General features: G+C 20.3%; 20 protein-coding genes and 1 tRNA gene. 14 read left to right on the top strand and 7 right to left on the bottom strand.

Annotated elements, in window-relative coordinates:
- Positions 1 to 194: 194 nt before the first annotated feature.
- The 5 genes from rho to M5J13_RS00570 form a co-directional block, all read right to left on the bottom strand.
- Positions 195 to 1,454, bottom strand: coding sequence for a transcription termination factor Rho (gene rho / locus M5J13_RS00590; RefSeq protein WP_252837390.1), 1,260 nt, complete (start codon positions 1,452 to 1,454; stop codon positions 195 to 197).
- 142 nt (positions 1,455 to 1,596) lie between these two features.
- Entirely contained in the window at positions 1,597 to 1,926 is a 330-nt protein-coding gene (gene trxA, locus M5J13_RS00585) for a thioredoxin (RefSeq protein WP_252837389.1), read from the bottom strand.
- A gap of 96 nt (positions 1,927 to 2,022) precedes the next feature.
- Positions 2,023 to 3,495: a ketol-acid reductoisomerase gene (ilvC, locus tag M5J13_RS00580; protein WP_252837388.1), complete on the bottom strand. Its 1,473-nt coding sequence runs from the start codon at positions 3,493 to 3,495 to the stop codon at positions 2,023 to 2,025.
- Between the two features lie 78 nt (positions 3,496 to 3,573).
- On the bottom strand, positions 3,574 to 5,445 hold the full coding sequence (ilvD, locus tag M5J13_RS00575; RefSeq protein WP_252837387.1) for a dihydroxy-acid dehydratase: 1,872 nt from the start codon (positions 5,443 to 5,445) through the stop codon (positions 3,574 to 3,576).
- A gap of 114 nt (positions 5,446 to 5,559) precedes the next feature.
- A tRNA-Trp gene (locus M5J13_RS00570) sits at positions 5,560 to 5,633 on the bottom strand.
- Positions 5,634 to 5,888: 255 nt separating this feature from the next.
- Between M5J13_RS00570 and M5J13_RS00565 the strand changes: the two genes are divergently transcribed.
- From M5J13_RS00565 to fdx, 5 genes are all read left to right on the top strand, one after another.
- A complete protein-coding gene (locus tag M5J13_RS00565; RefSeq protein ID WP_252837386.1) occupies positions 5,889 to 7,106 on the top strand; it encodes an IscS subfamily cysteine desulfurase in 1,218 nt (405 codons plus the stop codon).
- A 49-nt stretch (positions 7,107 to 7,155) separates the two neighbouring features.
- Complete coding sequence (gene iscU, locus M5J13_RS00560) at positions 7,156 to 7,542, top strand: Fe-S cluster assembly scaffold IscU (protein WP_252837385.1); 387 nt, start codon at positions 7,156 to 7,158, stop codon at positions 7,540 to 7,542.
- Positions 7,543 to 7,629: 87 nt separating this feature from the next.
- Complete coding sequence (locus M5J13_RS00555; protein ID WP_252837384.1) at positions 7,630 to 7,773, top strand: hypothetical protein; 144 nt, start codon at positions 7,630 to 7,632, stop codon at positions 7,771 to 7,773.
- 8 nt (positions 7,774 to 7,781) lie between these two features.
- The gene (locus M5J13_RS02270; protein ID WP_354667638.1) at positions 7,782 to 8,123 is read left to right on the top strand and encodes a hypothetical protein; all 342 of its coding nucleotides are present in this window, start codon (positions 7,782 to 7,784) and stop codon (positions 8,121 to 8,123) included.
- A 172-nt stretch (positions 8,124 to 8,295) separates the two neighbouring features.
- A complete protein-coding gene (gene fdx / locus M5J13_RS00550) occupies positions 8,296 to 8,640 on the top strand; it encodes an ISC system 2Fe-2S type ferredoxin (protein ID WP_252837383.1) in 345 nt (114 codons plus the stop codon).
- A 10-nt stretch (positions 8,641 to 8,650) separates the two neighbouring features.
- Here the strand turns inward: fdx and der are convergent, their stop codons facing one another.
- Together der and M5J13_RS00540 are read right to left on the bottom strand one after the other, a co-directional pair.
- Entirely contained in the window at positions 8,651 to 10,027 is a 1,377-nt protein-coding gene (gene der, locus M5J13_RS00545; protein WP_252837382.1) for a ribosome biogenesis GTPase Der, read from the bottom strand.
- Between the two features lie 60 nt (positions 10,028 to 10,087).
- Entirely contained in the window at positions 10,088 to 10,612 is a 525-nt protein-coding gene (locus M5J13_RS00540; RefSeq protein WP_252837381.1) for a hypothetical protein, read from the bottom strand.
- A gap of 388 nt (positions 10,613 to 11,000) precedes the next feature.
- Between M5J13_RS00540 and mnmG the strand changes: the two genes are divergently transcribed.
- From mnmG to atpC, 9 genes are all read left to right on the top strand, one after another.
- Positions 11,001 to 12,884 (top strand): tRNA uridine-5-carboxymethylaminomethyl(34) synthesis enzyme MnmG, encoded by a 1,884-nt coding sequence (mnmG, locus tag M5J13_RS00535; RefSeq protein WP_252837380.1) that lies wholly within the window; start codon positions 11,001 to 11,003, stop codon positions 12,882 to 12,884.
- A gap of 206 nt (positions 12,885 to 13,090) precedes the next feature.
- Positions 13,091 to 13,912, top strand: coding sequence for a F0F1 ATP synthase subunit A (gene atpB, locus M5J13_RS00530; protein WP_252837379.1), 822 nt, complete (start codon positions 13,091 to 13,093; stop codon positions 13,910 to 13,912).
- A 42-nt stretch (positions 13,913 to 13,954) separates the two neighbouring features.
- On the top strand, positions 13,955 to 14,194 hold the full coding sequence (atpE, locus tag M5J13_RS00525) for a F0F1 ATP synthase subunit C (protein WP_252837378.1): 240 nt from the start codon (positions 13,955 to 13,957) through the stop codon (positions 14,192 to 14,194).
- Between the two features lie 100 nt (positions 14,195 to 14,294).
- Positions 14,295 to 14,789: a F0F1 ATP synthase subunit B gene (locus M5J13_RS00520; protein ID WP_252837377.1), complete on the top strand. Its 495-nt coding sequence runs from the start codon at positions 14,295 to 14,297 to the stop codon at positions 14,787 to 14,789.
- Positions 14,776 to 15,312 carry an ATP synthase F1 subunit delta gene (atpH, locus tag M5J13_RS00515; protein ID WP_252837376.1) on the top strand — a complete coding sequence of 179 codons (537 nt, stop codon included), beginning with the start codon at positions 14,776 to 14,778 and terminating at the stop codon, positions 15,310 to 15,312. The genes M5J13_RS00520 and atpH overlap by 14 nt, the downstream gene beginning before the upstream one ends.
- Before the next feature lie 10 nt (positions 15,313 to 15,322).
- Positions 15,323 to 16,861: a F0F1 ATP synthase subunit alpha gene (gene atpA / locus M5J13_RS00510; RefSeq protein WP_252837375.1), complete on the top strand. Its 1,539-nt coding sequence runs from the start codon at positions 15,323 to 15,325 to the stop codon at positions 16,859 to 16,861.
- 47 nt (positions 16,862 to 16,908) lie between these two features.
- Positions 16,909 to 17,790: an ATP synthase F1 subunit gamma gene (atpG, locus tag M5J13_RS00505; protein ID WP_252837374.1), complete on the top strand. Its 882-nt coding sequence runs from the start codon at positions 16,909 to 16,911 to the stop codon at positions 17,788 to 17,790.
- 27 nt (positions 17,791 to 17,817) lie between these two features.
- Positions 17,818 to 19,218 (top strand): F0F1 ATP synthase subunit beta, encoded by a 1,401-nt coding sequence (gene atpD / locus M5J13_RS00500; protein WP_252837373.1) that lies wholly within the window; start codon positions 17,818 to 17,820, stop codon positions 19,216 to 19,218.
- A 33-nt stretch (positions 19,219 to 19,251) separates the two neighbouring features.
- Positions 19,252 to 19,677 (top strand): ATP synthase F1 subunit epsilon, encoded by a 426-nt coding sequence (atpC, locus tag M5J13_RS00495; RefSeq protein ID WP_252837372.1) that lies wholly within the window; start codon positions 19,252 to 19,254, stop codon positions 19,675 to 19,677.
- The last annotated feature ends 95 nt before the right edge of the window (positions 19,678 to 19,772 follow it).

Genomic DNA, 19,772 nt, shown 5'->3' with positions numbered 1-19,772 from the left:
AATAATATTTTTTTTAATAAATTTAAAATTTATTTTTTTATTAGAATTTACAATAATTAATATTTAAAATTTATATTTATTTTAAAAAATTTAAAATAATTAATGTTAATAAAAAATTATAAATTAAAAAAAAAAAGCGCTTTAGAATCATCTAATTAATTTTTTAATATATTTTATAATTTAAAATATTAATTTTATGAACGTTTCATCATATCAAAAAATTCATTATTTGTTTTAGTCATAGATAATTTATTAATTAAAAATTCCATTGCATCGATTTCAGACATAGGATGAATAATTTTTCTTAAAATCCACATTTTTTGTAATTCACTTATTGATGTTAATAATTCCTCTTTTCTTGTACCAGAACGATTATAATCAATTGCTGGAAAAACTCTTTTTTCTGCAATTTTTCTAGATAAAGGAAGTTCCATATTCCCTGTTCCTTTAAATTCTTCATAAATTACTTCGTCCATTTTTGAACCAGTATCAATCAATGCGGTCGCAATTATTGTTAAACTTCCTCCTTCTTTTACATTTCTTGCAGCTCCAAAAAATCTTTTTGGTCTATGTAATGCATTAGCATCAACACCCCCTGTTAATACTTTTCCAGAAGATGGAACAACAGTATTATATGCACGAGCTAATCTAGTAATTGAATCTAGTAAAATAATCACATCTTTTTTATGTTCAACTAATCTTTTAGCTTTTTCAATAACCATTTCAGCTACTTGAACATGGCGAGAAGCGGGTTCATCAAAAGTAGATGCAATAACTTCTCCTTTTACTAATTTTTGCATTTCTGTAACTTCTTCAGGTCGTTCATCAATTAATAAAACCATTAATAAACATTCAGGATGATTATAAGCTATACTTTGTGCAATATTCTGCAATAACATAGTTTTTCCAGCTTTAGGAGGAGCTACAATTAGACCTCTTTGACCTCTTCCTATAGGAGATGCTAAATCTAATACTCGAGTTGTTAAATCTTCTGTAGATCCATTTCCACGCTCCATTCTTAAACGAGAATTAGCATGTGAAGGAGTTAAATTTTCAAATAAAATTTTATTTCTTGAATTTTCAGGTTGATCATAATTTACTTTATTAACTTTTAATAAAGCAAAATATCTTTCTCCTTTTTTAGGAGGTCTTATTTTTCCTAAAATAGTATCTCCAGTTCTTAAATTAAACCTTCTAATCTGACTAGGAGAAACATATATATCATCAGATCCAGCTAAATAAGAACTGTCTGAAGATCTTAAAAAACCAAAACCATCCTGTAATATTTCAAGAACTCCATCTCCAAAAATATCTTTTCCAATTTTTATACGTTTTTTTAAAATAGAAAAAATAATATCCTGTTTTCTCATACGAGCGAGATTTTTTAACCCCATATTTTCGCCAAGTATAATTAATTTAGAAAACAATGTATTTTTAAGATTAGTAAGATTCATAATGGTGGGTTTCTTAATAAAAATCGAGGTAATTACTATTCGAAATATTCATTAAATTTAAAAAAATTATATTTATTTTAAAATTAATACTCATTAAAAAATTATTTATTAATAAAAAATTTTAAAAAATTTTTTATAACTATTATTTAATATATTTATCTAGAAAAAATTTCAAATCTTCTTTAGAAAGAAAACCTGTTTTTATTTTTAAAACTTTATTATTTTTAAATAATATTAAAGTAGGTATACTTTGAATAGAATATTTTAAAGCAGTATTCGAATTTTTTTCAATATCTACTTTTACAATTTCTAAATTATTAATATATTCATTTTGAATTTTTTTTAAATTTACAGATAAAGATCTACATGGAGCGCACCAATTTGCCCAAAAATCTACTAAAATGTACTTTTTACAATTTAAAATATAATCTTTAAAATTTTTATCTGTTAAATGTTGAATATTTTTATTCATATATAAAATCTCTATAAAATTTTAAATTTATTAATCTACTTAATACTATTGAAATATTTTAAAAAATATTAACAAAAAAAAAGTATAAAAAATTATTTAATTTAATTGAATTTTTTTCATATTCTTCATATATTTTCTTAACTTTCTTCCAATTTTTTCAACTGGATGATAATAAATTTTGTCATTAATTTTTTTTAAAACAATATTATCAATTCTTTCACATGAACGAATTTCATCTAAATTTTCATTTCTTAAATGAGAAATAGAATTTTTTAATAAAGGAACAGCACTATTAGAAAATAAATAATTTCCATACTCTGCAGTATCTGATATAACTAAATTCATTTCAAACAATTTTTTTCTAGAAATAGTATTCGCAATTAATGGTAATTCATGTAAAGATTCATAATAAGCAGATTCTTTACAAATTCCAGCTTCTAACATAGTTTCAAATGCTAATTCAATTCCTGATTTTAATATAGAAATCATGAATATTCCACGTTCAAAATATTCTTTTTCTTGAATTTTTTTATTATAATTAGGAGAATTTTCAAATAAAGAATTTTTTGTTTCTTTTCTCCAAAATAATAATTTCTTATCTTTATTATTCCAATCTCGAATCATTTTTTTAGAAAAAGTTCCTGAAAGTATATCATCCATATGTTTTCTAAAAAGAGGTTTGAAAATTGTTTTAAAATATTCGGATAATTCATAAGATTTAATTTTAGATTCATTAGACAATCGATCCATCATCAAAGTAATGCCTCCATGTTTTAAAGATTCAGTCATAACTTCCCAACCATTTTGTATAAATTTTCCAGAATATCCTTTATCATAACCTTGATTAATTAAATATTCATAATAAACAATAGAACTAGATTGTAATAAACCACATAAAATAGTTTGTTCACCCATTAAATCAGATTTTACTTCAGCTGAAAATGAAGAATATAATACTCCAGCTTTATGTGAACCAATAGAATAAGCCCATGCTTTAGCATATTCTATACCATTTTTAAAAATATTATTTTTTTTATGAACTGAAATTAATGCAGGAACTCCAAAACCTCTCTTATACTCTTCACGAACTTCAGTTCCTGGACATTTTGGAGCTACCATAATCACAGTAATATCTGGACGAATTACAGTTCCCATTTCTACTATATTAAATCCATGAGAATATCCTAAAACAGAATTTTTTTTCATTAAAAGTTGTAATTTTTTTATTACATCTTTATGTTGTTTATCTGGAGTTAAATTAATTACTAAATCTGCATTTGGAATAAGAGATTCATATGTATCACATACAAAATTATTATTTACAGCTCTAACCCAAGAAATATTTTTTTTTAATATGCTACTTTTTTTAAGAGCATAAGATACATCTAATCCTGAATCTCTCATATTTAAACCTTGATTTAAACCTTGAGAACCGCATCCTACTATAACTATTTTTTTGTTTTTTAATATTCTTAGTTTATTTTTAAAACGAGATTTTTTTATTAATATACAATCTTTTAATTCTTTATTTTTTTCACGAAAATTTAACTGATTAAAATAATTTAACATATTAAATAAATACTCCACTATTAATAAAAATTATTATATTAAAATTTTTTTTAAAAAAATTTATAAAATATTAAATTTTTATAAAAAATTTAAATTTCTTAACTTATCTTGATCTCTAATAGCACCTTTATCTGCACTAGTTGCAAAAAAAGAATAAAATTTTAAAGCAGATGATATTTTTCTTTTTCTTTTATTAGGTGTAAAAGGTTTATTTCTTTTATCTTGTTCATTCATTCTTTTAATTATTTCTTTTTTTGAAATTAATAATCTAATAATTCTTTTAGGAATATTAATATCAATTAAATCACCATTTTTAACTAAAGAAATTAAGCCTTTATTTGCTGCTTCCGGAGATATATGCCCTATAGAAAGACCTGAAGTTCCTCCAGAAAATCTTCCATCTGTTATTAATGCACATTTTTTTCCTAAACCTACAGATTTTAAATATGTTGTAGGATACAACATTTCTTGCATTCCTGGACCACCTTTTGGTCCTTCATACCGAATAACAATTACATCACCAGAATGAACTTTTTTATTTAATATTGCAAATGAAGCATCTTCTTGAGATTCATAAACTTTTGCTGGACCTTTAAAAATATGTAATTTTTTACTTACTCCAGCAGTTTTTATAATACTTCCATTTAAAGCTAAATTTCCATATAAAACAGCTAATCCTCCATCTTTACTATATGCATTCTCAACTGAACGAATACAACCACTATTTCTATTTAAATCTAAATTTTTCCAACGAAATGATTGAGAAAAAGCTTTTTTAGTTCTTAAACCCATAGGACCAGCTAAAAACATTTTTTTTATTTTTTTATTTTTATTTAATAAAATATCATATTTACTACACATTTCATTTAATGTTAAACCAAAAACATTTTTTGTCATAGAATATATCAATTTTTTTTTATTTAATTCAGATAAAATTGAAAAAACACCTCCCGCACGATGTACATCTTCCATATGATATAAAGAAGTACTAGGAGAAACTTTACATAAATGAGGAATTTTTTTAGATAAAATATCTACATCTTTAATACTAAAATTTATCTTTCCTTCTTGAGCTGCAGCTAATAAATGTAAAATAGTATTTGTAGATCCACCCATTGCTATATCTAAAGACATAGCATTTAAAAAAGATTTTCTATTTGCAATTTTTCTAGGTAATAAAGAAATATCATTATCTTCATAAAATTTTTTAGAAATTTTTACAATTAATTTAGCTCCCTTTAAGAATAATTTTTTTCTATCAATATGTGTAGCTAAAAGCGTCCCATTTCCAGGTATAGATAAACCTAATGCTTCAATTAAACAATTCATAGAATTAGCAGTAAACATTCCAGAACAAGAACCACAAGTTGGACAAGCATTTTTTTCAATTTTATCTACTTCTAAATCAGAAAATTGAGAATTAGCACCACTCATAATTGCATCTACTAAATCTAATTTAGAACTATTTAAAATATTTTTCTTATGATAATTATTTTTTCCAGCTTCCATTGGTCCACCAGAAACAAATACAGTAGGAATATTTAATCTTAATGCACTCATTAACATCCCAGGAGTAATTTTATCACAATTAGAAATACATATCATAGAATCTACACAATGTGCATTAATCATATATTCTACTGAATCTGAAATTAACTCACGTGAAGGTAATGAATACAACATACCTGAATGACCCATAGCAATTCCATCATCAATTGCAATAGTATTAAATTCTTTTGGAATTCCTCCTTGTTTATATATTTCTTTAGAAATAATATCTGAAACAGATCTTAAATGAATATGTCCAGGAACAAACTCTGTAAAAGAATTTACTACAGCAATAATAGGTTTTCCAAAATCCTGATCTGTCATTCCAGTAGCTCTCCATAAAGCTCTTGCTCCAGCCATATTTCTTCCATGAGTAGTTTTTCTAGAACGATATTCTGGCATATTTTGTATCCATAAAAAATTTTTTAATAAAATTTTATAAAAATTTTTAATTAAAAAAATATTAAATATTATTTTATTAATAATAAATGTTAAAAAATTTATTAAAAAAAATTACAAGGGTGGAGGGAATTGAACCCCCAACAGTCGGTTTTGGAGACCGATGCTCTACCAAATTGAACTACACCCTTATTTAAATAGTTATTATAACTAATTTATATAATATAATTTTAATAAAAAATCAAGTTAATGAAAATTAATTTTTTTTAAATTTTTTAGTAAAAAAAAACAAAATTTAATAATTTATTATACTATAATGTATAATAATATTTAGTATAATTAATTTCGTTTTTTTAATAAAAAAAATTTATTATATACATCTAAAAATTTTTTAAAAAAAAATATAAAAAATTTATTTTATCAAAATTTAATTAAGAGTTAAAAAAATGAAACTTCCTATTTATTTAGATTATGCATCTACAACTCCATTAGATCCATTAGTTGAAAAAAAAATGAGGAATTATTTTACTATAAAAGGAATATTTGGAAATTCTTCCTCTCGATCACATCAATTTGGATGGTCAGCTGAAGAAGCTGTTAATACTTCTAGATATGAAATTTCAAAATTAATTCATGCTGATCCAAGAGAAATTATATTTACTTCTGGAGCAACAGAATCAAATAATTTAGCAATAAAAGGAATTACTTCATTTTATAAAAAAAAAGGAAATCATATAATAACTTGTAAAACCGAACACAAATCAGTATTAGATACATGTAGATATTTAGAAACTAAAAATTTTAAAGTAACATATTTAACACCAAAAAAAAATGGATTAATAGATATAGAAGAATTAAAAAAAAAAATTACTAAAAAAACTATTTTAATTTCTATTATGCATGTAAATAATGAAATAGGAGTAATACAAGATATAAAAAAAATATCTAAAGTTTGTATTTCAAAAAATATTTTTTTTCATGTAGATGCAACACAAAGTGTAGGTAAAATATCTGTCAATATAAAAAAATTAAAAGTAGATTTATTATCTTTTTCTGCTCATAAAATATATGGTCCAAAAGGCATTGGAGTATTATACGTAAAAAGAAAACCAAGAATACGATTAAATCCTCAAATTCATGGAGGTGGTCATGAAAGAGGAATGAGATCTGGAACATTACCTGTACATCAAATTATAGGAATGAGTGAAGCATGTAAAATTGCAAGAAAAAATAAAAAAAAAGATTTCTTAAAAATAAAAAAATTAAGAAATACTTTATGGAAAGGCCTTTCTAAAATTAAAGAAATTTCTTTAAATAGTAATTTAAATTTAAAAATAGGAGTTCCTCATATTTTAAATATAAGTTTTAATTACATTGAAGGAGAATCTTTAATTATGTCTTTAAAAAATATTGGAATTTCTTCTGGATCGGCATGCACTTCAGAAAGTTTAGAACCATCATATGTTTTAAAAGCATTAGGATTAAAAGATGAATTAGCACATAGTTCTATAAGATTTTCTATAGGAAAATTTACATCTATAAAAGAAATTAATTTTACTATTAAACTAATTAAAAAATCTGTAAAAAAATTAAGAAATTTATCACCTTTATGGGAAATGTTTAAACAAGGAATAGATTTAAATAAAGTTAATTGGAAAGAATAAAAAATTTTAATATTTTTATAAATTAATAATTAAATTAGGAGAAATTTTTATGACATATAGTAAAGAAGTAATTGATCATTATGAAAATCCTAGAAATGTTGGTTCATTTAAAAACTCAAAAAGTAAAAAAATAGGAAATGGATTAGTAGGAGCTCCAGCTTGTGGAGATGTTATGAAACTTCAAATAAAAGTAAATAAAAAAGGAATTATTAAAGATGTACGTTTTAAAACATATGGATGTGGTTCAGCTATTGCTTCTAGTTCTTTAATTACAGAATGGATAAAAGGAAAATCAATTAATTCTGCAAATAAAATAAAAAATAAAAATATCGCAAAAAAACTTAGCTTACCTCCAGTCAAAATACATTGTTCAGTTTTAGCTGAAAGTGCAATTAAAGCTGCAATTCAAGATTATAGAAAAAAAAATCAATCTTAACAAATTTTATTTATTTTAAAATAAATATTTTAATATTTTTAAAAATACATTAAAAAAATCATTAAAATTTTAATTCGAGAAAACTTAATGAATTATTTTTCCTATTTTAAATTACCTAAAAGTTTTGAAATTAATAAAAAAAAATTATCTAGAAAATATTATTCTTTACAAAAGAAATATCATCCAGATTTACATCAAAATAGCTCAAAAAAAAAAAAAAGCATTTTTTAAAAAAATGTATTTATATTAATAAATGTTACAAAACATTAAAAAATTCCACAAAAAGAATAAAATATATTTTAAAAATTAATGGATTTAATATTAAAAAAAACAAAGAAAAAATTTGTTTTAATAAAAAATTTTTAAAAAAACAATATAAATATTATAAAAAATTAGAAAAAATTAATAATTCAAAAAACAAAGAAAAAATTGAAAAATTTTATATAAAAATAAATAACTTATTAAAAAAAAATAAAAAAAAAATTAGAATTACACTTTCAAAAAAATTATGGAAAAATTCATTTTTTATTTTTCAAAAAATTATATTTTTAAAAAAAATAAAAGAAAAAATAAAAAATTAATAATTCAAAATTAAAAAAAAATATATATATAAAAAAAAGAAAATAATGAAAAAAAAAAAAAAAAAACTAAAAAAAAAAGAAAAAATAAAAAATTAATAACATAAAAATAATTTATAAAAGTTAATTTTTTAAAAATATAAATATTTTATTTATCTAAAAAAAGAGTTATAAAATGCCTATAATAAAATTTTTACCACATAAAAAATTACTACCAAAAGGAGGTTCTTTTTTTGGAAAAAAAGGAGAATCTATTTTAGATGTAGCATTAAGAAATAATATAAAAATAGAACATGCATGTGAAAAATCTTGTTCTTGTAGTACATGTCACTGTATTATAAAAAAAGGATTTTCTACATTATCAAAAATGAAAGAAAAAGAAGAAGATATCTTAGATAAAGCATGGGGATTAACTGAAAAAAGTAGATTATCTTGTCAAGCAAAATTAGGAAATAAAAATGTTAAAATAAAAATACCTTTGTATACAGCAAATCATATTCAAGAAAATAAAAAAAAATAGATTTTTTTTATTATTTATTTTTATAAATATAAGGATTATTACTATTCTTAAATTCTAAGAAAATAGGAAATCCAAATAAATTTAATTCTAAAGAAAAAAAATTTATTAAATATTTTTTATATGACCGAGATAAATTATTTAATTTATTTCCATGTATTACAATAATTGGTGGATTTATTCCACCAGAATGAGCAAATTTAAGTTTTGATCTACTCTTATTTCCTAAAAATGGAGGTTTTTGTTTTAATACAGCTTTTTTTAATATTTTTGTTAAAAAAGCACTATTAAATCTTTTTTTAGTAAGAAAATACATTTTATTTATTAACTTAAATATTAATTTTCTTAAATTATTTTCAAACAAAAAAGAAATAAAAAGAACTGATAAATTTTTCATAAATCGAAAACGAAAAAAAAATAGTTTTTTAAAATCTGATTTTTCTGATTTAGTTAATAAATCCCACTTATTTACTAAAAAAATTACAGAACGACCAATTTTATTAATTAAATTAAATAAAATTAAATTCTGTTTAGAAATGATTTTTTCTGAAGCATCTATTACTAATATAGATAAATTAGATTTTTTTATAGTAGAGATAGATTTTTTTATAAAAATTTTTTCTAAAGAACTTTTTATTTTTGATTTTTTTCTAATTCCTGAAGTATCAAAAATATTATATTTTTGATTATTATAATATACAGAAACTAAAACTGAATCTCCTGTAGTTCCAGATATTTTAGAAGTAATCACTCTATTTTTATCATTTGCTAATTTATTTATTAAAGTAGATTTTCCAACATTTGGTTTTCCAATAATAGATATATTAATAATATTATTATTTGAATATAAAGATAAATTTTTTGATTTTGAATAATATTTTAATTTAAAAATATTTTTTAAATATATAATCAATTTTTTCTTAAAAATTTCAATATCGTTTAAATTTAAAGCAGAAATTTTAAATACTTTTTTAAATCCTAAACGATAAAAATCATCTATTAAAAATAAATTTTTTGATTTAGAATCAAATTTATTAATTATTAATATAACTTTTTTTTTTGATCTTCTTAATAAATTACAAATTTCTTGATCTTCATATGTTAATCCAATTTTAGCATTTACAATAAAAAATATTATATCGGAATTTTTTATAGCTAAATTATTTTGAAATAATATTTTATCTCTAAAATCTAAATTAGAATTAAAGAATCCAGCAGTATCAATAATATCTATTATAAAATTATCTAAAACAAAAGTAGAAATTTGCCTATCTCGAGTAATACTTTTAAATTTTTTAGAAGTCAGAGATTGTTTTTTTTTAATCAAATTATTAAATAAAGTAGATTTTCCAACATTTTCACAACCAATTAATGAAATAATTAAATTCATTTCTTTCAACCTAAATTTATAAAAATTTCTTTTAATTTATTAAAAATATTTTAGTATTATTTAAATTTCAATATTTCTTAAAAAAGGAATTCCATTTTTATATACAAAAGTATATTTCTTATTTAAATCTATTTTTGAAAGATTTTTTTTCCAAATATCAGAATATTTTTCCCATGGATTACCTTTGATCTTATTTAATATAAAAAAAATATCTTTAGTATAATTCATTTGTAGTTGTAATCGAGCAACATCAAAATATAAAATATTTTTTAAAATTTGATCTTGAAAAAAAGATAAATTATTACATACTTTTATTAGAAAAATAACGTCTTCTTTCTTTAGATCTTTTTGTAATAATTTAAATAATGATAAAATTCCATATACATTTTTATTATTTTTAAAAAAATATTTTAAAGATTTTTTACTACCATAATCAATACTTTTTTTACATAAAATGTAATCAGTTCCATGATTCATTTTAAAAGAATTATATTTTTTAATTGAAATAAATAATCCAGATATAAAAAGAATAAAAATAGAAAGAACTAAAAAAAAATTTTTTTCTAATATTTTTCTTAAATTCATAAAAAATTTTTTATCCTAAAAATAAAAATTTTATAAATATTTATTATAAATATAAAACTTTTTATTTTTAAAAGCAAAATATTTAAAATAAAAAAAAAAGAAATAAAAGTTATAAACATTTTATACACATTTTATAAACATATAAAAAATTTTAAATTTTATAGTTAAAACAGAAATTTTATTAAATATTTTATAAATCTATAAACAAAATATCAATTTTTAATAATAATTTTTTCTTTTTCTTTTTTTATTATTAAAATAATTATAATTAATTAAATATTTATATTAATATTTAATATATATATATTATTTTCTTTTATTCTTTAAATACCAGATTATTTATTATAATATGTAATAAATATATTAATGTAAGGTTAAAAAATTTTTAATGGGAATTAATGAATTTTATGATGTTATTGTTATAGGAGGAGGACATGCTGGAATTGAAGCTTGTTTAGCATCTTCTAGACTTGGTTGTAAAACTCTTCTTATTACACAAAGTATTAAAAATTTAGGTTCTTTATCTTGTAATCCTGCAATTGGAGGAATTGGAAAAAGTCATTTAGTTAAAGAAATTGATGCTTTAGGTGGTTTTATGGGAATTTTTGCTGATCAATCAGGAATACAATTTAGAATTTTAAATAAAAAAAAGGGTTTTGCAGTTCGATCAACCAGAATTCAAGTTGATCGATTAATTTATTCTAAAGTTGTAAAAAGATTTTTGTTTTCTCAAAAAAATTTATATATTTTTAAAAATGAAGTAATAGATTTAATAGTAAAGAAAAATAAAATTATCGGTGTTGTTACTTTAAAAAATTTAAAATTTTTCTCTAAATCGATTATTTTAACTACAGGAACTTTTTTAAATGGAACACTTCATATTGGAAATCTTTCTTTAAATGGAGGAAGATTAAATGATAAATCTTCTATTTTATTAGCTCAAAAATTAAAAAATTTTCCTTTTAAAATTAATCGTTTAAAAACTGGAACACCACCTAGAATTTGTAAAAATAGTATTAATTTTAATAATTTAGAAGAACAAAAAGGTATTTTTCCTTCTCCTTTTTTTTCTTTTTTAAAAAAAAAATTTTTACAACCTAAACAAATTTCTTGTTATATTACTTATACAAATGAAAAAACTCATGAAATAATTTCTAAAAATTTACATTTAAGTGCTATTTATTCTGGAAAAATTATTGGTAAAGGACCAAGATATTGTCCTTCTATAGAAGATAAAATAAAAAAATTTCCTAATAGAACTAGACATCAGATTTTTCTTGAACCAGAAAGTTTAATAAGTAATGTAATTTATCCTAACGGTATTTCTACTAGTTTACCAATCAATATTCAAATTGATTTTTTAAAAACTATTAAAGGTTTTGAAAATATTAAAATTTTAAAACCTGGTTATGCAGTAGAATATGATTATTTTGATCCTAAAGATTTAAATTTAACTCTTGAATCAAAATTTTTTAAAGGTTTTTTTTTAGCAGGTCAAATAAATGGAACTACAGGTTATGAAGAAGCTGCAGCTCAAGGAATTATTTCTGGAATAAATGCAGCTTTTCATGTTTTAGGAAAAAAATATTGGTATCCTAGAAGAGATCAAGCTTATATAGGAGTTTTAATTGATGATTTATGTACTAAAGGTATAACAGAACCATATAGAATTTTTACTTCTAGAGCAGAACATCGATTATTTTTAAGAGAGGATAATGCAGATTTAAGATTAACTAAAATTGGAAAAAAATTAGGGTTAATTGATAATTTAAGATGGAATAGATATCAAGAAAAATGTATAAATATTAAAAATGAAAAAAAAATAATAAAATCTATTATTATTAAACCTAATAGTTTTTTTTCTAAAAAATTCAATTCATATTTTTTAGATCCTATATCTTGTTCAACAACTTTAGAAGATATTTTAAAAAGACCTAAAGTTACTATAAAAAAATTAATTAATTTAAAAATTTATCAATCAAAAATTTTAAATGATGATGAATCTTTAAAACAATTAGAAATTCAAATAAAATATCAAGGTTATATAAATCGTCAAAATAAAGAAATAAAAAAATATATTAAATATGAAAAAATGTTTTTATCTCATAATATAAATTATAATAATATTTATGGTTTATCTAAAGAAGTAATTTCAATATTAAATATATATAAACCTTCTTCAATTGGACAAGCTTCTCGAATTTCTGGAATTACTCCTGCAGCGATATCAATATTACTTATATATCTTAAAAAAAAATCTTTAATTAAATAAATAATTTTTAAAAAAAAATAATATATATAATATATTTAAGTGATATAATAAAAATATTTTTCTTTCATTTTTTCTTTTTAAATTTAATTTAATTTTAAAAAATTATTTTTTTTAGTTAATTAAATTTTTAAATATATTATATTAATGAATTTTAAATTAATTATTTCTTAAATTAATTTAAATTGTATTAAAAGGTTATAATCATAATGTTTTCTAAGATTATATTTAATCCTCAAAAATATATTAATCATCATTTACATAATTTTCAGTTAGATTTAAAAACGTTAAAAATTTTAAATTTTCAAGATACTGGAAAAAATTTTTTTGTTTTAAATCTTGATTCTATTTTTTTTTCCTTTTTTTTAGGTTTTGTTTTTTTATCTTTTTTTTATTTTTCTTCTAGAAAATTAAGTTTAAAATCTCCAAAAAATTTTCAATTAATTATTGAAATTTTTATAAATTTTATAAATAAAAATATTAAAGAAATATGCCCTAAAAATAAAAATTTTTTGATTGCTCCATTATCTTTAACTATTTTTTGTTGGATAATTTTAATGAATTTAATGGATTTATTACCTATTGATATTATTCCTTTTTTTTGCAAAATTTTTTTTAATATTTCTAATGTAAAAATAGTGCCTTCAACAGATATAAATATTGTTTTATCTATGTCTTTTGGAGTATTTTTTTTAATTTTATTCTATAGTATTTTAAATAAAGGTTTAATTGGTTTTTTAAAAAGTTTATTTTTTCAGCCTTTTAATCATTTTTTTTTCCTTTTTTTTAATTTTTTTTTAGAATCTATTTCTCTTCTTTCTAAACCTATTTCTTTAGGTTTAAGATTATTTGGGAATATGTATTCAGGAGAAATGATTTTTATATTAATTTCTGCTTTTCTTCCATGGTGGCTTCAATGGATTTTAAGTGTTCCATGGGCTATATTTCATATTTTAGTAGTTTTTTTACAAGCTTTTATTTTTATGGTTTTAACAATTATTTATCTTTCTTTAGCAACAGAAAAACACTAATTTTTTATTAAATTTAAATTGTTAATTTTAAAGGTTTTAAAAATGAATAATATTGATATGAATTATATATATTTAGCAGCATCAATTATGATTGGTTTAGGTTCTATTGGAGCAGCTATTGGGATTGGTATATTAGGAGGAAAATTTTTGGAAGGAGCGGCTAGACAACCTGACTCAATTCCTGTTCTTAGATCTCAATTTTTTATTGTTATGGGATTAGTAGATGCTATTCCAATGATTACAGTAGGTTTAGGTTTATATATGATTTTTGGTTCTTCTTAATTTTAAAAAAAAAGAAATAAAAAAATTCAAATTTTTTTATTTTTTTATTTAATTTTTTAAATTTTTTTAAAAATAATTTTTAAGGAAATATAAACTTTTTATGAATATAAATGCTACTATTTTTGGACAATTAATTTCTTTTTTTATTTTTGTTTTATTTTGTATGAAATTTATATGGCCTCCTATAATAAAAGTAATTAAAGATAGAAAAAAAAAAATAAAAAATTCAATGTTAATATTAAATCAAGAAAAAAAAAGAATATCTAAAAAAAAAATAAAAGTATCTTTAAAACTTAAAAAAGCTAAAAAAAAATATTTTGAAATTATTCAAAAAGCAAATTTAGAAAAAGATTTAATTATAAAAAATGCTATAAAAAAAGCTTTATTAAAGAAAAATAAAATTTTGAATAGTTCTCGTATAGAAATTTCTATTGAAAAGAAAAAAGCAGAGCGATATTTAAAAGATAATGTGATTTTATTAGCAATTCAAATATCTGAATTAATTTTAAAGGAAAATATTAATAAGAATTATAATAATAAGGTTATTGATCAATTAGTTATGGATTTTAAAGGTTTAAATTATGATAAATTTTAAAGATATTTCTTATTCTTATGCAAAAGCTATCTTTGAAATTGCTTTAAAAAAAAAAAAGGTTAATCGTGTAAAACATTTTTTATTTCTTTTATCTAAAATTTCTATTCAAAATAATATGAGATTTATTTGTTCTGGATATTTAAATCCTATGGAATCGTATAACACTTTTAAATTTTTATTAAATGGTTTTAAAATTAAATCTTATGAAAAAAATTTTTTAAAGATTTTATCTTATAACAAAAGGTTATTTTTGTTATCTAATATTTTTAAAGAATTTAATTTTTTAAAAAAAAATAATAAAAATATTATTAAAGTAATTTTAAAATCTTCTTATTTAATAAATGATTTACAAAAAAAAATAATATTAAAGTTTTTAGAAAAATGGTCATTTAAAAAAATTCATTTAAAATTTTTTATTGATAAGAGTTTAATTAATGGATTTGTAATATTTTTTCCTAATTTTACTATTGATTATTCTATTAAAAATGATTTAAAGTGTTTAATTAATTTTTTAAAAAAATAAGAGAATAATAATGCAGATAAATTCTGTAGAAATTAGTAATATAATAAAAGAAAGAATTTTGGATTTTAAAGTTAATAAACGTATATATAGTGAAGGAAAAGTTATTTCTGTAATGGATGGTATTATTAGAGTTTATGGATTATATAATGCTATGCAAGGAGAAATGTTACTTTTATCTAAAAATAAATATGCTATTGCTTTAAATTTAGAAAAAGATATTTTAGGAGCTGTTGTTTTAGGTCCTTATGATGATATTTATGAAGGAATGAAAGTTAGATGTACAGGAAAAGTTTTAGAAATTCCAGTAGGAAATAATTTTTTAGGACGTGTTGTTAATGCTCTTGGTGTTCCAATTGATGGTAAAGGTTCTATTTCTAATGATGGTTATTTACCTATAGAAAATTCAGCTCCTAAAGTTATAGATCGTGAAACTGTTAATGAGCCTATTCAAACAGGTTATATATCTGTTGATTCAATGATTCCTATTGGAAAAGGACAAAGAGAATTAATTATTGGAGATCGTAAAACAGGGAAAACTTCTCTTGCTATTGATATTATCATTAATCAAAAAAATTTAGGTGTAAAATCTATTTATGTTGCTATTGGTCAAAAATTATCTACTATATACAATATTGTTCAAGCTTTAGATAATTATAATGCTTTAAATAATACTATTGTTGTTGTTGCTTCTGCTTCTGAATCTGCGTCTTTACAATATATTTCTCCTTATTCTGGTTGTTCTTTAGGTGAATATTTTCGTAATAAAGGAGAAGATGCTTTAATTATTTATGATGATTTATCTAAACATGCTATATCATATCGTCAAATTTCTCTTTTGTTAAGAAGACCTCCTGGAAGAGAAGCTTTTCCTGGGGATATATTTTATTTACATTCTAGATTATTAGAAAGATCATCTAAAGTAAATAAAGAATATATTTTTAAGAAAACTAATGGAGTAATAAAAAATAAATTTGGTTCTTTAACGGCTCTTCCTATTGTAGAAACTCAATTAGGAGATATTTCTGCATTTATTCCAACAAATATTATTTCTATTACAGATGGTCAATTATTTCTAGAATCTAATTTGTTTTATTCAGGTATACGTCCAGCAATTAATTTAGGAGTTTCTGTTTCTCGTATAGGAAGTTCAGCACAAAGCGAAATAATTAAAAAATTATCTTCTGGAATTAGAACTTCTTTAGCTCAATATCAAGAATTGAAGTCATTTTCTAAATTTTCTTCAGATTTAGATATTAATACAAAAAATCAGTTAAATTTTGGTAAAAAAATTATTGAATTATTAAAACAAAAACAATATAAACCCTATTCTATCGGAGAACAATCGATTTTATTATTTTTAATTACAAAAAAAATTATTAATAATATTTCTTTTAAAGAATTAAATTCTTTTCGAAAAAATATTCTTGTTTATGCTAAAAAAAAACATTTTTCTTTATTAAATAATATTAATAGATTTGGGAAGTATAATTTAAAAATAAAAAAAAAATTATATAATTTAATAAATTTATTTCAAAAAATTTATTATTAAATTAATTTTAATTTATAATTATATTTTATTTTTTAAGGGTTTTATTTATGATTAATAAAAAAGAAATAAAAGATAAAATAAATAGTATTCAGAGTACTAAAAAAATTACTCAAGCTATGGAAATGATTTCAATTATTAAAATAAAAAAATTACAATTAGAATCAGAAAAAATAACTCCTTTTTTAAATATTTTAACAAAAGTTGTTAAAAATTTATTTTTTTTGTCTCAAATAAAAAAAGAAAAAAACATTTTTTTTGTTAAAAAAAATATTAATAAAATTTTATTTATTATAATTTTGTCAACTAAAGGATTATGTGGATCTTTAAATGGAAATTTGTTTAAGAAATTTTTTTATTATTTTAATAATTTTGTTAAAAAAAAAACTCAATTTGAAATAATTATATTAGGAAAAAAAAATAAAATTTTTTTAAAAACATTTAAAAAAAATATTTCAATTTTTAATACTATTTTTTATAAAAATTTTAATATTACAAATGTTTTTGAATTTTCAAAAAATTTATTAAAAAAATATCAATTAAATAAAATTAATGAAATATTTATAATTTTTAATAAATTTAAAAATAAAACAAATTATTTACCAACAATAGAAAAATTATTACCTTTTGAATGTTTTAAAAAAAATTCTAAAAAATTTTTTAAAAGTTGGGATTATATTTATGAATCTAATTCATATTTATTACATAAAAAAATTTTATATAAATTTTTTAAAATGAAATTATATAATTGTATTTTAGAAAATTTAATATGTGAGAATTCTTCTCGAATGTTAGTTATGAAAAATGCTACAGAAAGTAGTTCTAATATAGTTAAGGAATTGAAATTTACTTATAATAAAGCAAGACAATATAATATTACTCAGGAATTAATTGAAATAATTTCAGGGGCATCTGCAGTTTTAATGGATTAAAAAAAATTTAAATTAAGGTATATAAATATGTTTTCTGGGAAAATTGTTCAAATTATTGGTCCTATTATTGATGTAAGTTTTCCTAAAGGAAATTTGCCTAAAATTTATCATATATTAAAAGTTAAAAATAAAAATAAATCGTTAATTTTAGAAGTACAACAACATTTAGGATCAGGAGTGGTTCGTTCAATTGCTATGGGTTCTTCTGATGGCATAAAAAGAGGGATGTTAGTTAATAATTTAAAACATTGTATTAAAGTTCCAGTAGGAAAGTGTACTTTAGGAAGAATTATTAATGTTTTAGGTAAACCTATTGATAATAAAGGTCCAATATTTAATAAAAAAAATTTATTAAATAAAGAATATCGAGAAATTTATCAATCACCCCCTTTATATACAGAACAATCTAATAATCATGAAATTTTAGAAACTGGAATTAAAGTAATTGATTTGATTTGTCCTTTTTCAAAAGGAGGAAAAATTGGTTTATTTGGTGGAGCTGGAGTAGGAAAAACAGTAAATATGATGGAATTAATCAGAAATATTGCTGTTAAGCATTCAGGATATTCTGTTTTTACTGGAGTAGGTGAAAGAGTAAGAGAAGGAAATGATTTTTATCATGAAATGAGATATTCAAAAGTATTAGATAAAGTTTCATTAGTTTATGGACAAATGAATGAATCTCCTGGAAATCGATTTAGAGTTGCATATACTGGATTAACTTTAGCAGAAAAATTTCGAGATGAAGGAAAAGATGTTCTTTTTTTTATTGATAATATATATCGATATATATTAGCCGGAACAGAAGTATCTTCATTATTAGGAAGAGTACCTTCTGCAGTAGGATATCAACCTACTTTATCTGAAGAAATAGGATTTTTACAAGAACGTATTGCATCTACTAGAACTGGATCTATTACCTCTGTTCAAGCAGTTTATGTTCCTGCAGATGATTTTACTGATCCTTCTCCAGTCGCAACTTTTTCACATTTAGATTCAACTATTACATTAAGTAGAAGTATTTCATCTTTAGGTATTTATCCTGCAATAGATCCTTTAAATTCTACTAGTAGTAATTTAAATTCTAATATTGTAGGAAAAGAACATTATGAAGTTTCTCAAAAAATAAAATTTATTTTGCAAAAATATGAAGAATTAAAAGATATTATTTCTATATTAGGTATGGATGAATTATCTGAAAATGATAAATTAATAGTTTTAAGAGCTAGAAAAATCCAAAAATTTTTATCTCAACCTTTTTTTGTTGCAGAAGTTTTCACTGGTTTTTCTGGAAAGTATGTTTCTTTAAAAGAAACTATTTTTGGTTTTAAAGGTATTTTAAATGGAGATTATGATCATATACCTGAAAAATTTTTTTATATGGTTGGTTCTATTCAAGATGTTATAAAAAATTTTGAAAGAAAATAAATGTTAATAATTAAATAATTTAGGATATTTTTTATGGGTTTAAATTTAAATATTGTATCTTTGAAGAATTATATTTTTTTTAAAGATATTAAAAGTGTAAAAGTTCCTGGATTAAAAGGTTATTTAAGTATTTATATAAATCATACTCCATTATTAACTTTTTTAAAATCTGGTTTAATAAATATTATTAAAAATAATAATTTTAAAAAAAATATTTATATTTCTAAAGGTATTTTAGAAATAAAATATAATATTATTAATATAATAGCTGATTTTTTTATAGATATTAAAAAATTAGATAAAAAAATGTTAATGAATAAAAAAACATATTTGAAAAAAAAATGTAATAGAATTTATGATGTTAATAAATTAAAAAAAATTAATAAAAAATATAAGGATGTTATAAGTAAAATACAATTTATTAATAAATTAAAAAAAAATAAAAAATATAATTTTTAAAAAAATATGAAATTAATAAATTTATTAAGGTTTTTTAGCGGCAGTGTAATATATTTTCTGCCGCTATTTTTTTATAAATGGCATTATTTTTTAAT

The organism is Buchnera aphidicola (Periphyllus lyropictus), from assembly GCF_024029895.1.
GTDB lineage: Bacteria > Pseudomonadota > Gammaproteobacteria > Enterobacterales > Enterobacteriaceae > Buchnera_J > Buchnera_J aphidicola_BA.
This window is presented reverse-complemented; position numbering and strand designations above follow the sequence as displayed.

Coding starts and splice junctions, on each gene's coding strand:
- atpH (WP_252837376.1), top strand. CDS start 14,776: ATGATAAATTTTAAAGATATTTCTTATTCTTATGCAAAAGCTATCTTT.
- ilvC (WP_252837388.1), bottom strand. CDS start 3,495: ATGTTAAATTATTTTAATCAGTTAAATTTTCGTGAAAAAAATAAAGAA.
- M5J13_RS00520 (WP_252837377.1), top strand. CDS start 14,295: ATGAATATAAATGCTACTATTTTTGGACAATTAATTTCTTTTTTTATT.
- M5J13_RS00555 (WP_252837384.1), top strand. CDS start 7,630: ATGAATTATTTTTCCTATTTTAAATTACCTAAAAGTTTTGAAATTAAT.
- atpB (WP_252837379.1), top strand. CDS start 13,091: ATGTTTTCTAAGATTATATTTAATCCTCAAAAATATATTAATCATCAT.
- atpA (WP_252837375.1), top strand. CDS start 15,323: ATGCAGATAAATTCTGTAGAAATTAGTAATATAATAAAAGAAAGAATT.
- iscU (WP_252837385.1), top strand. CDS start 7,156: ATGACATATAGTAAAGAAGTAATTGATCATTATGAAAATCCTAGAAAT.
- trxA (WP_252837389.1), bottom strand. CDS start 1,926: ATGAATAAAAATATTCAACATTTAACAGATAAAAATTTTAAAGATTAT.
- atpE (WP_252837378.1), top strand. CDS start 13,955: ATGAATAATATTGATATGAATTATATATATTTAGCAGCATCAATTATG.
- ilvD (WP_252837387.1), bottom strand. CDS start 5,445: ATGCCAGAATATCGTTCTAGAAAAACTACTCATGGAAGAAATATGGCT.
- der (WP_252837382.1), bottom strand. CDS start 10,027: ATGAATTTAATTATTTCATTAATTGGTTGTGAAAATGTTGGAAAATCT.
- atpC (WP_252837372.1), top strand. CDS start 19,252: ATGGGTTTAAATTTAAATATTGTATCTTTGAAGAATTATATTTTTTTT.
- atpG (WP_252837374.1), top strand. CDS start 16,909: ATGATTAATAAAAAAGAAATAAAAGATAAAATAAATAGTATTCAGAGT.
- M5J13_RS00540 (WP_252837381.1), bottom strand. CDS start 10,612: ATGAATTTAAGAAAAATATTAGAAAAAAATTTTTTTTTAGTTCTTTCT.
- M5J13_RS00565 (WP_252837386.1), top strand. CDS start 5,889: ATGAAACTTCCTATTTATTTAGATTATGCATCTACAACTCCATTAGAT.
- atpD (WP_252837373.1), top strand. CDS start 17,818: ATGTTTTCTGGGAAAATTGTTCAAATTATTGGTCCTATTATTGATGTA.
- rho (WP_252837390.1), bottom strand. CDS start 1,454: ATGAATCTTACTAATCTTAAAAATACATTGTTTTCTAAATTAATTATA.
- mnmG (WP_252837380.1), top strand. CDS start 11,001: ATGGGAATTAATGAATTTTATGATGTTATTGTTATAGGAGGAGGACAT.
- fdx (WP_252837383.1), top strand. CDS start 8,296: ATGCCTATAATAAAATTTTTACCACATAAAAAATTACTACCAAAAGGA.